Origin of the sequence: Paracoccus sp. S4493, from assembly GCF_000967735.1 — a bacterium.
GTDB lineage: Bacteria > Pseudomonadota > Alphaproteobacteria > Rhodobacterales > Rhodobacteraceae > Paracoccus > Paracoccus marcusii.
In genome coordinates this window covers 33,255-46,934 of the sequence record NZ_JXYF01000034.1, presented here as the reverse complement: position 1 = coordinate 46,934, position 13,680 = coordinate 33,255, and the positions used below count along the sequence as shown (strand labels likewise).

The window sequence follows — 13,680 nt, the reverse complement described above, 5'->3', positions numbered from 1 at the left end:
ATGCACGCAACAAGAAAATGGCGCCCCCGCATGAATAACTTCATAAATAACTGATTATGAATGATTTTTATCAAGTGATTTCCGCTTTCATCTGCTTTGCAGCACAGAATCAGGTTCGCCGCCAGACCGACTCACGAGCCCTTACCCGCATCTGGCATACGGTCGGCGCCCCCCCCCGATGCGGCTCCACCTTGATTAATATGCGGCGCGGGCCTAGATTTGAGTTGTGGCGGGCTTCTGCTCTTCCCGCGTATGGCCAAATTTCCACTGGCCTATAAGTTTTCCGAGGGCGCTGGCTCTGTCGTGACCCAGGTCACGTTACCCGGTGCCCACCTGATATATCAGGCTTTCGGGAAATCTGTCGCCGTCGCGGTCGCTGCGGTTCCCGCCACACCCTCCCCACTCCCATCCATGCGGCACCTCTCTCAGCAGAAGACGTTCGTCCGCTACAGTCCTGTCGAAGCCATGGCTCAATACGCAAAAGGGCGGCCCGAGGGCCGCCCTTTCGTCATCCAATCATCCCGTGGGATGGATCAGAAGCCATAGACCACTGCCAGACCGACGGTGTTGTCGGTGCGGATCGCACGGTCTTCCTGGTATTCGCTGGTGTAGCTCACACGGGTCGCCAGCTGTTCGGAGACGCGGAAGTTCACGCCGAACTCGTTGGTGATCACGTCCGAGGAGTCTTCGGAACCCAGGTAGTCGGTATCGTTCGTGATGAAGATATTGTCGTTGAAGCGATGGTACAGACGCGACGACGCAATGTAGCCGACCGAAGTGTCCGAAGAATCTGCGACCGGGGTGCCATCAAAGGTCGCGCCCAGTTCCTGCGCACCCGTCTTGGTGTAGCGCACACCAACGCCAGCCTGAACTCGCCAAGTGGTCTGTTCGGAGTTCAAGATGCGGTAGCCGGGACCGAAGCCCAGGAACGCGTCGGTGCGGAAGTCGTCGAATTCAGCGGCGAAATCTTCATCGGTCTGCGACGGGCTGTTGCGGACGCCGTCGACCAGACCGTTCTGGTTGATGCGGCCCAGGGCGAAAGCGTACAGCTGGTCGTTGAAATAGTACTGCGCGTCATAGATCGCGGCGACGTCTTCTTGGTCCTTGTTGCCGAAATCGTCTTCACCGAATTCCAGCGACAGGCCCACGCTCTGCGCGAACACGCCCTGGTTGTAGTTCACGCGACCACCAATCGCCAGATCCTGGTTGTCGGTGTTGCCGGTGCGGCCGGTGTAGCTCAGCGACATGTTGCCGAACAGGCCCTGGCGACGGTCGGCGGGGCCGAAGCGGTCAGCGTCGTTGTCACGGTCGAACGCGTCGGTCACATCTTCTTCGATGTCGGTGATGCGGTCGTTGATGGCCGACACGCCGGCAGCGTCGGCGCCGGTCGCGATCTCGGATTGCGCGAATGCCGGAACCGACAGGGCGGCCAGGATTGCGGCGGTGCTGGTCAGCAGCGTAACTTTTTTCATTTTCGTCGTCCTCACGAGCTGAGTAGGATTGTCCCGGCCCCGTTCCGGGCACCAGAGCATCTCTGCTGGGACATCAATTAGCGCCCCCCCCTTTCGGTTCAAAGCCCACCGCATTTCTTCTGCAAGTCGCGCAATCGTGAGCATGCTTGGATCTTGACAGAAAACGGCGAAACCTTGCCGAAAACGAGGTGTAATGTTTGGTGATGCAACTTTTTCGCGACTTGACGAACGTACTTGGAACGTGACGTTTTTATGGGTTTCGTTCGCTTCCATCACTCAAGCTTAGAAAAACAACCTACTGAAACATCCGCGTGATTGCCTCAATATTGGGCAAGATATTGACGGCGTTCAGGCATCATAAATGTTGCACAGATGCCACGATCCCGCTGTCAGAATGACACGACGTGCAAGGCGTCTGTCAAGCGATTGAACCCGTCCGTCCAATGAAAACGGCCCGGATCAGGGATCCGGGCCGCATCGTCATGACGGGACTGTCCGTCAGCCAAGGGAATCAGGTTTGAAGTCACGCGCCATGTGGTCCAGCACGGCATTCACGAAGCGCGCCTCGCGGCCGTCCGGAAAGAAGGCCTGCGTCAGCCGGACGTATTCGGTGATGACCACCTTGGCGGGTGCACGTTCGGCCACCAGTTCGGCGCCAGCGGCGCGGAACACGGCGCGCAACACCGGATCGATCCGGTCGATGGGCCATTTCGCCACCAACCCGCGGTCGGTGGCCTGGTCGATCTTGGACTGCCACATGACGACGTCGTCGACGATGCGGGTGAACAGCGCCTCGTCGGCCTGATCGGTCGGGCCGTCGCGGTCGTCGAAATCGATGCGGAAGTTCTGGAATTCGCGCGTGACACGGTCTGCGGACTGACCCGCGGCCTCCATCTGGAACAGCGCCTGCACGGCGTACATCCGCGCCGCGCTGCTGAGGGCGCGCCGGTCGGGCCGCTTGTCCTGGTCGTGGTCGGTCATGCCTTGCCCTGCCCTTCAAGTTCGCCGGCCAAGCGGATCACGTCATGGGCCCCAGCCTTTTGCGGTGTCGCCGCCCAACGGCGCGCAAGTGCCACCAGATGCAGCGCGGCCGCCGCGGCGCCCCCGCCCTTGTTCTGACCCGCCGGGTCCGCGCGGACCTGGGCTTGGGCCATCGTCTCGACCGTCAGGATGCCGTTGCCAAGACAGACGCCCTGCAGCCCCAGCAGCGTCAGCGCGCGGGAGCTGTCGTTGCAGACGGTATCGTAATGCGTGGTCTCTCCGCGGATGACGCAGCCCAGGGCCACGAAGCCGTCATACTGACCGCTGCGGGCGGCAAGGCCCACGGCGGTGGGGATCTCCAGCGCGCCGGGCACCTCGATCACGTCAAGGCTGGCGCCCGCGGCATCCACCGTGGCGCGGACCCCCGACAGCAGGCCGTCGGTGATGTCCTTGTAATAGGGTGCCACGACCGCCAGCAGGCGCACCGGAGCATCCAGACGCGGCAGCGCCAGTTCGTGATGTTGCGTGTTCGAGGCCATGTACCTAGTCCTTGGGGATAGGCCGGGTGGAATGGATGGAAAGGCCGTAGGCGTCAAGCCCAACCACCTTCACCGGCGCCGAATTGGTCAGCAGGATCAGGTCCGACAGGCCAAGGGCAGACAGGATCTGCGCGCCCAGGCCGTATTGACGCAAGGTATGCGGCCCGACATCGCCCGGATCGGCGATCGCATGGGACAGGTCGCGGATCAGCACGACGACGCCCCGCCCCTCGTCGGCGATGGCCTGCATCGCCGCGGGCAGGCTGCCCGCGCTTTCGCGCCCGACGCCCAGCACATCGTGCAGCGGGTCCAGCGCGTGCATCCGCACCAGCACCGGCTCGGGGGTCGTCAGATCGCCCTTGGTCAGGACGATATGCTCGCTGCCCTGCGTCTCGTCCGCAAAGACCCGCATCATCCAGTCGCCGCCATGGGCGGAATGAACCGCCTTCTGCGACCGCTCGGCGATCAGGTTGTCGTGGCGGCGGCGATAGCGGATCAGGTCGCTGATCGTGCCGATCTTCAGCCCGTGGCGCTGCGCGAAATCGACCAGGTCTGGCAGGCGTGCCATGCTGCCGTCGTCATTCATGATCTCGCAGATCACGCCCGACGCGTTCAGCCCGGCCAGGCGGGAAATGTCGACCGCAGCCTCGGTGTGGCCCGCGCGGACCAGCACGCCCCCGTCGCGGGCGCGCAGCGGAAAGATGTGGCCCGGCGTCGCGATATCGGGCGCGCCCTTGGTCGGGTCGATCGCCACGCTGATCGTGCGTGCACGGTCGGCGGCGCTGATGCCGGTGGTGACGCCTTCGCGCGCCTCGATGGACATGGTGAAGGCGGTCTCGTGCCGGCTGGAGTTCTTGGGGCTCATCAGCGTCAGGCCCAGGGTCTCGATCCGGTCAGCGGTCAGCGTCAGGCAGATCAGCCCGCGCCCATGCGTCGCCATGAAGTTGATGGCATCCGGTGTGGCCATCTGGGCGGGAATGCACAGATCGCCCTCGTTCTCACGGTCCTCGTGGTCGACCAGGATGAACATCCGGCCGTTGCGGGCCTCGTTGATGATGTCCTCGATCGGAGAAATGGCGGCCGACAGGTCGCGTTCGACGGGTCCGGGTTCTTCGAATTGCATCTGTTCGTCCTTCACGCAGGCGTCACGCGCCGATCGGTTGTCCGGCTTCGGCCAGCCGCGCGACATAGCGGGCCAGCGTGTCGATTTCCAGGTTCACGACATCGCCCACCGCCGCATCGCCCCAGGTGGTCACCTGCTGGGTATGCGGGATCAGGTTAATGCCGAAGCTGTTGCCCAAGACCTCGTTCACGGTCAGCGAGGTGCCGTTCAGCGTGACCGACCCCTTCTGCGCGATGAAGCGTGCCAGGTCCGCGGGCGCCTCGAAGGTCAGGCGCAGGCTGTCGCCGTCCTTCGCGGCGGCGCTGATCTGGGCCACGCCGTCGACATGGCCGCTGACGATATGGCCGCCCAGCTCGTCGCCGACGCGCAGCGCGCGTTCCAGGTTCAGACGCTGGCCCACGGACCAACCCTCGGCGCCGATGCTGGTCTTGGACAGCGTCTCGGCCGAGATGTCGACGTCGAACCAGTCCGGGCCCTTGGCCACGACCGTCAGGCAGACCCCGTCGCAGGCGATCGAGGCGCCCAGATCCACGCCCGCCATGTCATAGGCACAGCCGATGCGCGCGCGCATGTCGCCGCGCATCTCGACCGCGCGGACGATGCCGATATCCGTGATGATCCCCGTGAACATCGCAGCCCTTCCCTGATGATCCTGGTTCGAACTAGGCCATCGGCCCTGTCCGTTCAAGCACCAAGCCCCCGCCCCCGCGCCGGGCCGCTAAAGCTTGATGCACAAAATGATGGATCGGTGGGGCATGACATGGCATGTCTGACGCATGGCCCCAGGCATTGCGGCCGCCCCTCCTTTTCAAGTCGACCATGATTCAGACCGGCGTCACCCCCCTGCCCCAGACCTCGCACGCGCCGACGGGCCGCGTGTCCGCGCAGGGTGATCCGGTCTTCCTGATGCTGCAGGGGCCCCATGGTCCGTTCTTCGACCGCCTTGGACGGCTGCTGCGCGCGGCGGGGGCGGTGGTCTGGCGCTGCGGCTTCAACGCAGGGGATGAGTTCTTCTGGTCCGACCCGAAAAGCTTCATCCGCCATCAGGGCAGCGTCGACGACTGGCCCGACCATCTGGCGGCGATCCTGGACGACAAGGGCGTGACCGACATCGTCCTCTACGGCGATGTCCGCCCGATCCACGCCACCGCCCGCCGCCTGGCCGCAGCCCGCGGCCTGCGCGTCCACGTGTTCGAGGAAGGCTATCTGCGTCCCTACTGGGTCAGCTATGAACGTCAGGGATCGAACGGCAACTCGGTTCTGATGCGCATTCCGCTGGCCCAGATGCGTGCCGCGCTGCGCGAGCAGATCAACGAGGTGCGCCGCCCACCCGCCCATTGGGGCGATATGCGCCACCACAAATTCTATGGCGCCTTCTATCATTTCCTGATCCTGGTCGCGAATGGCCGGTACCGCGCCTATTCGGGGCATCGTGCGATCGGCGTCGTGCAGGAATTCCGCCTAAACCTGCGGCGGCTGGTGCTGGCCCCGGCCTACAACCTGGGCCGCGCACTGCAATGGCGGCGCCTGCGCCTGTCGGGCTGGCCCTACAACCTGGTCCTGATGCAGCTGGAACACGATTCCAACTTCTTGGGACATTCGCCCTTCACCCGAAACGCCCAGTTCGTCCGCACCGTGATTGACGGGTTCGCCCGCGCAGCCCCCCGACACCACCACCTGATCTTCAAGGCCCACCCGCTGGAGGACGGTCGCGCAGGGAACCGCGCCGCCATCCACGCGGCGGCTGCCGAACATGGGGTGTCGGACCGCGTACATTACGTCCGCGGCGGCAAGCTGGCCGAGATTCTGTCCCATGCCCGCGCCGTGGTCACCGTCAATTCCACCGCTGGCCAGCAGGCCCTGTGGCGCGGGATTCCGGTCAAGACCCTGGGCCGCGCCGTCTATGACAAGCCGGGGCTGGTGTCCGAGCAGACGCTGGAGGAGTTTCTGGCCGATCCTGACGCCCCGGATCCGCAGGCCTACCGCGTCTTTCGCGACTATCTGCTGCAGACCAGCCAGATCCCCGGCGGCTTCTATGCCAGTCGGTCGCGCGCCCACGCGCTGCGCCTGGTGGCCGACATGCTGCTGTCGCCGGACGACCCCTACCAAGCCCTGGCGACCGGCCGAATCCTGCCGCGGCAGCAACTGGCGGACCGCCATGGCTGAAAGGCAACGCCCCGCCGACATTGCTCAAGATGATATAGCCTGTCTTTGCGGACAGGGTTACAGTGGATGCAAACCGGCATACAAGGCCGGAACCAGACAACATGGAGTATCAGAGGTGACAGTTTTATCCCGGTCGTCGACCACCCTGCGGATGCTGATGATCGCGTCAATGAGCCTTTTGGCCGCTTGCGCGCTGCCCCGTTCCGGCCCCAACAAGAACGAGATCTTCAACGGCGCGGTCGAACGCGGCGGCAACACGCAGGTGATCTACGTCAACGACCACGTCACCCGTGCCTCCGCCTTCGCACCCGCCTACGGGTTCTCGAACAGCTTCCGCAATGCCGGACAGGTCGGCGCGGACGAGATCCGGGCCGGCGACACGCTTGGCCTGTCGATCTGGGAGAACGTTGATGACGGTCTGCTGACCTCGCTCGGCGCCAGCTCGACCACCCTGACGGAAATCCAGGTGGACAGCGACGGCTTCATCTTCGTGCCCTATGCCGGCCGGGTCCGCGCCGCGGGCAACACGCCCGACCAGCTGCGCCAGGTCATCACCGACGCGCTCAGCGCGCAGACCCCCGACCCGCAGGTGACCGTCCAGCGCGTCGCAGGCAACGGTGCGACCGTGTCCGTGGTGGGCCGCGTCGGCGCTCAGGGCGTCTATCCGATCGAGCGTCCGACCCGGTCGCTGTCGGCCATGCTGGCCCGTGCTGGCGGCGTCGCCATCGAGCCCGAGGTCGCCGTCGTGACCGTCAAGCGCGGCAACGATAGCGGCCGCGTCTGGCTGACGGACCTCTACAGCAGCCCCACCAACGACATCGCCCTGCGTCCGGGCGACCTGATCGTGGTCGAGGAAGACCAGCGGACCTTCACCGCCCTCGGCGCCCTGGGCGGCCAGACCCGCGTGCCCCTGGGCAATGAGGTGATCAACGCGGCCGAGGCCATCGCCATGGTCGGCGGTCTAACCAGCGCCCTAGCTGACCCCACCGGCGTTTTCGTCCTGCGCGACGAGCCGGAATCAGTCGCCTCGCGCGTCCTGGGCAAGCCGGTCGTCGGCACGCAGCGCTTCGCCTATGTCCTGGACCTGACGCGCCCCAACGGCCTGTTCCTGGCCCGCGACTTCGTCATCCGCGACGGCGACACCGTCTATGTGACCGAGGCGCCCTACGTCCAGTGGCAGAAGACCCTGTCCGCCGTCACCGGCAGCGCCGCCACCGCAGACAGCCTGTCCAGCATCGGCAACTGATCTGCTGCCGACGCCGCAAGACGATCGTTCAGCCGCCGGGGAAACCCGGCGGCTTTGCGTTTTCAACCTTGGTTTCCTGACCCGCCCCCGGATCGCACGCATCCTGACGCTGGCTGGCCACCGTCCGGTCCTCGCCCTGCCCCGGCTTGGCGATGCGGTGGGCATCTGGGGCGACAGCCCGACGGCATGGCGCGGTCGGGCCATTGCGCGACGCCACGGCTGCCCGCTGATCACGGTCGAGGACGCATTCCTGCGATCGGTCCTGCCTGGCCGGGCACGGGGGACACTGGCGGCTCGCGGTCCGGTCGGACTGATCATCGACCCCCAGGGGCTTCATTTCGATCCTGACCGGCCCTCCCGCCTGGAACACCTCATCGGACAACCGCTGGCACCCGCCACGCGCGACCGCGCGGTTCGCCTGCTGGCCCGGCTGCGCGCGGCGGATCTGTCGAAATACAATCTTCATGATCCCGACGCGCCGCTGCCGCCGCCCGGCTATGTACTGGTCATCGACCAGACGCGGGGCGACGCATCCTTGCGCGGCGCGGACCGCGCTTTGTTCCTGACGATGCTGCAGGCCGCGCGTGACGAACATCCCGGCTGCCGCATCGTGATCCGCACCCATCCCGAAACCGCGGCGGGGCTCCGGCCCGGCCATCTGACAGCCGAGGACCTGCGTCCCGGCGACACGCTGTGCGACGGACCGGTCTCCCCGTGGCGGCTGGTCGAGGGGGCCGATGCGGTCTATTCCATCAGCTCTCAACTGGGATACGAGGCCTTGCTGGCCGGGCACCGACCGCGCCTGTTCGGTCGGCCGTTCTATGCAGGCTGGGGCCTCAGCGATGACGAAACCCCGCCCGCCCGGCGCGGCCGCGCCACGCGCGAGGCATTGTTCGCTGCCAGTCACCTGACCGGGCCCACATGGTACGACCCCTGCCGCGACCGACTGACCGATTTCGAAGGCGCGGTGGATCAGATCGAGGCCGAGACCCGCGCCTTTCGCCAGGACCGGCACGGCCACACGGCCTATGGCATGCGTCTGTGGAAGCGCCGCTTTCTGGCCCGTGAATTCGGCGATGCCCGCCCGCTGCGTTTTGCGGCTGAACCCGGACCGCAGGTGACCCTGGCTTGGGCCGGGGCTGCGCCTCAGGTGCCGCAGGCGATCCGGGTCGAGGACGGCTTTCTGCGATCGAACGGCCTCGGTGCCGCGCTGACCCCGCCCCTGTCGGTGGTGGCCGACGATCTGGGGATCTATTTCGATCCGACCGCGCCCTCCCGGCTGGAGGCGCTGATCTCTCGCGGCCCGCCGCCCTGCGGACGGAACAGGGCGGAACGGCTGATCGCCGCGCTGATCGCCGCGCGGCTGACCAAGTATAATCTGGGCGGGACTATTGACCTGCCCCCGCGCGACAGGCGCCGCCGCATCCTGGTGCCGGGACAGGTCGAGGATGACGCCTCGATCCTGAAGGGCGCGGGCGCCGAACGGACCAACCTGACGCTGCTGGTGCGGGTGCGGGCGGACAATCCGGATGCCTGCCTGATCTACAAGCCACATCCCGATGTCGAGGCAGGGTTACGCCCCGGCGCGATCGATGCCGCATCGCTGGCGGCCTTGGCCGATCATGTCGCCACCGATGCCGACCCCGTCGCGCTGATCGAGGCCGTGGACGAGGTTTGGACAATCACCTCGACCCTGGGGTTCGAGGCGCTGCTGCGCGGCAAGCCCGTGACGGTGCTGGGCGCGCCCTTCTATGCAGGCTGGGGGCTGACGCGCGATCTGGGCCCCCTGCCCGCCCGGCGTCAGGCGCGCCCCGATCTGGCGGCGCTGGTCCATGCCTGCCTGATCGCCTATCCCCGCTATCGCGATCCGGTGACGGGCCTGCCCTGCCCGGTCGAACTGGCACTGGAAAGGCTGGCGGCGGGACAGGCGCATCCGCTACCGGCCCTGCGGCTGCTGGCCAAGGCGCAGGGCGCGCTGGCCGGACATGCCTGGATCTGGCGCCGCTAGTCAGGCGCGGGTCCAGCGATGGAACAGATCGCAGCCAATGGCGCGCGTCTCGGCCAGGTGGAACCGCGGTGCCTGGACCAGATGCGTCCAGCCGGTCGCACCCAAGAACGGCCGCGCCTCGGCCCCAAGCGCCAGGCCGGCAGTATAGCCGACCAGCTGATCGACCAGCCCCGCGGCCAGCAGGCTGGCAGCCAGCCGTCCGCCCCCTTCGCAAAAGACCCGCGTGATGCCGCGCGCGCCCAGATCGGCCAGGACCTGTGCCGGGGGCCCGTCGACCCGCCACAGCGGCCCGTGATGGGCGTCCTGCGGCGGCAATGGCGGCAAGGCCTGTGCCGACACGACGATGCGGACCGGCTGCTGCGGCGTGCGGATGCCGCGCACGTTCAGATGCGGCAGGTCGGTGCGTGCCGTCGCTCCGCCGACCATGATCGCGTCATGCTGCGCCCGCAGGGCATGGACATGTGCGCGGGCGGCGGGCCCGGTGATCCACCGGCTTTCCCCGCTGGCCATGGCGATGCGCCCGTCCAGGCTGCTGGCCAGCTTCAGCGTCACGAAGGGGCGGCCCGCGGTGATGCGCAGCAGGAACCCCGCCTGCAGGTCCGCGGCCTGGTCCGCCAGCACGCCTTCGGTCAGCGGAATGCCGGCATCGCGCAGCATCTGGTGACCCCGCCCGGCCACGCGCGGGTCTGGGTCGGTCAGCGCCGTCACCACCCGCGCAACACCCGCGCCGACCAGCCCCGCCGCGCAAGGCGGTGTGCGGCCGTGATGGGCGCAGGGCTCCAGCGTGACATAGGCCGTCGCCCCCGCCGCCAGCGGTCCCGCCTGGTCCAGTGCCATGCGTTCGGCATGCGGCCTGCCGCCGGGCTGGGTCCAGCCGCGCCCGACGACGCGACCGTCGCGCAACAGCACGCAGCCCACCGCGGGGTTCGGCCAGACGTTGCCCAGGCCGCGCCGCGCCAGGCGCAGGGCATGGGTCATGTGCCGGGCGTCTTCTGTCGGATCGGGGGTCAATCGTTGGCGGCGCCGGGGCGCAGCTCGGACACGAACTTGTCGAAGTCGTCCGCATCCTGAAAGTTCTTGTAGACGCTGGCGAACCGGACGTAGCCGACATTGTCGATGCGCGACAAAGCCTCCATCACGATTTCGCCGATGGTCTTGGACGGGATGTCCGTCTCTCCGGTGCTTTCAAGCCTGCGGACGATGCCGCTGATCATCTGTTCAATGCGTTCCGGCTCGACCGGGCGCTTCTGCATGGCGATGCGGATCGACCGGGCCATCTTGTCGCGGTCGAAATCCTCGCGTCGGCCGTTCGTCTTGACCACGACAAGATCGCGCAGCTGGACGCGTTCATAGGTCGTGAAACGCCCGCTGCAGGACGGGCAGAAGCGACGGCGGCGGATCGCCACGTTATCCTCGGCCGGGCGCGAGTCCTTGACCTGGGTATCGACATTTCCGCAAAACGGGCAGCGCATTCCGTTGTCCCTGTGCCAAGGCGATCCACCGTCACTATAGGCACCTTGGCAGGGATTGGGTAGCTTTATCCACAGCCCACAAGATAGGCCCCCTGGAACCTGTGGCCCGAATGCCGCGTTGCCGCCCGTAATTTCCTGCGGGATTCAACCGATTGAGGCATTCATGACCCAGACCCTGTTCATCACCGGCGCCTCCTCGGGCATCGGTGCGGCGACTGCGCGCGCTGCCGTTGCCGCCGGCTGGAACGTCGCGCTATTCGCCCGGTCCGCGGACAAGCTGTCCGCCCTGGCGGAGGAACTGGGTGACCGGGCGATGGTCGTCAGCGGCGATGCCACCGTCATCGACGCGCTGACAGCCGCCGCGGCCCAGGTCGCCGACCATTTCGGCGGCATCGACGCGGCCTATGCCAATGCAGGGCGCGGCCTTTCCAAGCCGGGGACCGAGGCGGGCGATCTGGACGACATTCGCGGGATGATCGACCTGAACGTCATGGGCGTTGTCCTGACGGCGCGCGCCCTGCTGCCGCATCTGCGCCAGACGCGGGGAACGCTGGTGCTGACCGGGTCCGCGGCGGGACGCCAGCACATCAAGGGCTCGATCTATGGCGCGACCAAGTGGTTCGTGCACGGCTATGCTGGCAACTTGGCCGAAGAGATGCGCGAATGGGGTGGGCGCTGCTGCGTCGTGGCGCCGGGGATGGTCGACACCGCGTTCTTTGACGACGGCGCCCCGGACAAGCTGCAGCCGGCCGATGTCGCCGCCGCCGTCATGCACATGATCACCGCCCCGGACCGCGCCGCGATCCGCGAAGTGTATCTGATGCCTCAGGCCTGAGGCGCGAACATCGCCATGACCTGACGCCGATGCGGGGCGCGGCGGTGTTCCACCAGATAGATGCCCTGCCAGCGGCCCAGCATCATCCGACCCCGGTCGACCGGGATCTGCAGGGTCGTTGGCAAAACGGCCGCCTTCAGATGCGCGGGCATGTCGTCAGGCCCCTCATAGCGGTGCGTGATCCAGCCCATGGACGGATCGTCGGCGGGCGGGGCCAGACGGTCCAGCCATGCCAGTAGGTCAGCCTGCACCTCGGGGTCGGCATTCTCTTGGATCAACAGCGACGCGGACGTATGTTGCACGATGAGGGTCAGCACCCCCCGGACCGCGCCGCCGGAACGCAGCCAATCGGCCAGTTCCGCGGTGATGTCGTGACAGGCGGGCCCCTGAGTGGCGACAGTCAGGACATGCATCATTCGGCGGCCTCCGGGCCCAGCAGCGCATCGTCGCGGTCATGGTCAAGGTCGATCTGCTTGCTGGCACGTGCGCCCAGGGACCGCAGCATCTCGACCTGACGGATGACATTGCCGGACCCGCGCGTCAGCCGGTCCATCGCCTGACCGTGGGCGCGGTTGGCCTGGTCCAGCGCGCGGCCGACGCCGTCCATCGCCTCGACAAAGCCCGCGACCTTGTCATACAACTGCCCCGCCCGGCGCGCGATCTCCAGCGCGTTGCTTTCGCGCCGCTCGACCGCCCAGATGTGATCGACCGTGCGCAGCGTCAGCATCAGCGTCGTGGGCGTCGTCAGCCCCACGCGGCGTTCCATCGCGAATGCCGCCAATGCCGGATCGGCCCGCAGCGCGTCCGAGAACGCCCCCTCGATCGGGATGAACATCAGCACGTAATCGACGGAGTTGTCGTCCATCCGCTGATAGCCCTTGCCCGACAGCGTGGCGATGTGCGTGCGGATGGCGGCCACGTGGCGGCGCAGCGCCGCGGCAGAGGCCGCCGGATCGTCCAGCGTCACCGAGGCCTCGTAATCGTTCAGCGACACCTTGCTGTCGATGACCATGACCTTGCCGCGCGGCATCTTGACCACCACGTCAGGACGCCACAGCTTGCCGTCGTCGTCGCGCCAGCTGGACTGCAGGTCGTAATGCGTCCCGGCCATCAGCCCCGAATCCTCCAGGATGCGCTCCAGAACCATCTCGCCCCAGGCACCCTGCTGCTGCTTGTCACCCTTCAGGGCGCGGGTCAGGTTGACGGCCTCGCGGCTGATCTGTTCGCTGCGGTTGTGCAGGGACAGGATCTGTTCGCGCAGGCGGGCCGATTCCTCGTCCAGCACCTTGTTCCGGGCCTGCAGCTCTGTCTGGAACCGGCCGACCTGATCGCGGAACGGGGTCAGCAGGGCCGCCAGCTGGTCGTTCTGCAACCGTTGCAGGTCGTCCTGCTGCGCGCGCAGCGTCTCTGCCGACAGCAGCTTGAACTGTTGCGTCATCTCGGCGCGCAGTTCCCGCAGGGTGGCGACCTCGCGCGCGCTGGCCTCGGCGTCTTTCTCGGCGCGCAGGCGTGTTTCGGCCAGACTTGTCTCCAGCTGCGCCGCCTGCCGGCGGGCGTGATGCAGCGCGTCGGTCAGACCGTCCCGCTCTTCGGTCAGATCGGCAAGGCGGGCATCCTGCGCCTCGGCCCGGGTCTGCGCGCGGGTGCGGTCCAGGTTCGCCTCGTGCAGTCGATCCTCGGCCAGTGTCGCGCGCACACGCATCCGCGACAGTGCCACCTGCCCGCGCCACCACAGCAGCAGCGCCAGCACGACCGCCAAGGCCGGCCCGATCACCGTCATGTCGGAAAGCCACGCCCCGGCATCGTCGAACTGCATCCTGTCACCACCCCGTCGTTTC

The 13,680-nt window shown here is 66.9% G+C and carries 13 protein-coding genes; 4 read left to right on the top strand and 9 right to left on the bottom strand.

What is annotated here, in order from left to right:
* Positions 1-533 precede the first annotated feature (533 nt).
* The 5 genes from TW83_RS07030 to TW83_RS07010 all read right to left on the bottom strand — a co-directional run bounded on the left by TW83_RS07030 (position 534) and on the right by TW83_RS07010 (position 4,746).
* Positions 534-1,616: a DUF481 domain-containing protein gene (locus TW83_RS07030; RefSeq protein ID WP_239441301.1), complete on the bottom strand. Its 1,083-nt coding sequence runs from the start codon at positions 1,614-1,616 to the stop codon at positions 534-536.
* 354 nt (positions 1,617-1,970) lie between these two features.
* Positions 1,971-2,453, bottom strand: a complete 483-nt coding sequence (nusB, locus tag TW83_RS07025) for a transcription antitermination factor NusB (RefSeq protein ID WP_045982058.1) — start codon at positions 2,451-2,453, stop codon at positions 1,971-1,973.
* On the bottom strand, positions 2,450-2,992 hold the full coding sequence (locus TW83_RS07020) for a 6,7-dimethyl-8-ribityllumazine synthase (protein ID WP_045982057.1): 543 nt from the start codon (positions 2,990-2,992) through the stop codon (positions 2,450-2,452). Before TW83_RS07020 ends, nusB begins: the two co-directional genes overlap by 4 nt.
* A gap of 4 nt (positions 2,993-2,996) precedes the next feature.
* Positions 2,997-4,115 carry a 3,4-dihydroxy-2-butanone-4-phosphate synthase gene (gene ribB / locus TW83_RS07015; RefSeq protein ID WP_045982067.1) on the bottom strand — a complete coding sequence of 373 codons (1,119 nt, stop codon included), beginning with the start codon at positions 4,113-4,115 and terminating at the stop codon, positions 2,997-2,999.
* Between the two features lie 22 nt (positions 4,116-4,137).
* Entirely contained in the window at positions 4,138-4,746 is a 609-nt protein-coding gene (locus TW83_RS07010) for a riboflavin synthase (RefSeq protein ID WP_045982056.1), read from the bottom strand.
* 188 nt (positions 4,747-4,934) lie between these two features.
* Between TW83_RS07010 and TW83_RS07005 the strand changes: the two genes are divergently transcribed.
* The 3 genes from TW83_RS07005 to TW83_RS06995 all read left to right on the top strand — a co-directional run bounded on the left by TW83_RS07005 (position 4,935) and on the right by TW83_RS06995 (position 9,535).
* Positions 4,935-6,281: a capsule biosynthesis protein CapA gene (locus TW83_RS07005; RefSeq protein WP_084697318.1), complete on the top strand. Its 1,347-nt coding sequence runs from the start codon at positions 4,935-4,937 to the stop codon at positions 6,279-6,281.
* 151 nt (positions 6,282-6,432) lie between these two features.
* Positions 6,433-7,527 (top strand): polysaccharide biosynthesis/export family protein, encoded by a 1,095-nt coding sequence (locus TW83_RS07000; RefSeq protein ID WP_232303314.1) that lies wholly within the window; start codon positions 6,433-6,435, stop codon positions 7,525-7,527.
* 4 nt (positions 7,528-7,531) lie between these two features.
* Entirely contained in the window at positions 7,532-9,535 is a 2,004-nt protein-coding gene (locus TW83_RS06995) for a capsular polysaccharide biosynthesis protein (RefSeq protein WP_045982054.1), read from the top strand.
* Here TW83_RS06995 and ribD read toward each other — a convergent pair whose 3' ends face one another.
* Together ribD and nrdR are read right to left on the bottom strand one after the other, a co-directional pair.
* Positions 9,536-10,546: a bifunctional diaminohydroxyphosphoribosylaminopyrimidine deaminase/5-amino-6-(5-phosphoribosylamino)uracil reductase RibD gene (gene ribD / locus TW83_RS06990; protein WP_255352774.1), complete on the bottom strand. Its 1,011-nt coding sequence runs from the start codon at positions 10,544-10,546 to the stop codon at positions 9,536-9,538. It lies immediately after the preceding gene.
* On the bottom strand, positions 10,543-11,007 hold the full coding sequence (gene nrdR, locus TW83_RS06985; protein WP_045982052.1) for a transcriptional regulator NrdR: 465 nt from the start codon (positions 11,005-11,007) through the stop codon (positions 10,543-10,545). Before nrdR ends, ribD begins: the two co-directional genes overlap by 4 nt.
* A gap of 163 nt (positions 11,008-11,170) precedes the next feature.
* Here nrdR and TW83_RS06980 point away from each other — a divergent pair, with 163 nt between their 5' ends.
* Positions 11,171-11,842, top strand: coding sequence for an SDR family NAD(P)-dependent oxidoreductase (locus tag TW83_RS06980; protein ID WP_045982051.1), 672 nt, complete (start codon positions 11,171-11,173; stop codon positions 11,840-11,842).
* Here the strand turns inward: TW83_RS06980 and TW83_RS06975 are convergent.
* On the bottom strand, positions 11,833-12,258 hold the full coding sequence (locus tag TW83_RS06975; RefSeq protein ID WP_045982050.1) for a secondary thiamine-phosphate synthase enzyme YjbQ: 426 nt from the start codon (positions 12,256-12,258) through the stop codon (positions 11,833-11,835). The two genes, TW83_RS06980 and TW83_RS06975, sit on opposite strands and share 10 nt — an antisense overlap.
* Positions 12,255-13,658, bottom strand: coding sequence for a DNA recombination protein RmuC (rmuC, locus tag TW83_RS06970; RefSeq protein ID WP_045982049.1), 1,404 nt, complete (start codon positions 13,656-13,658; stop codon positions 12,255-12,257). Before rmuC ends, TW83_RS06975 begins: the two co-directional genes overlap by 4 nt.
* Between the last annotated feature and the right edge of the window lie 22 nt (positions 13,659-13,680).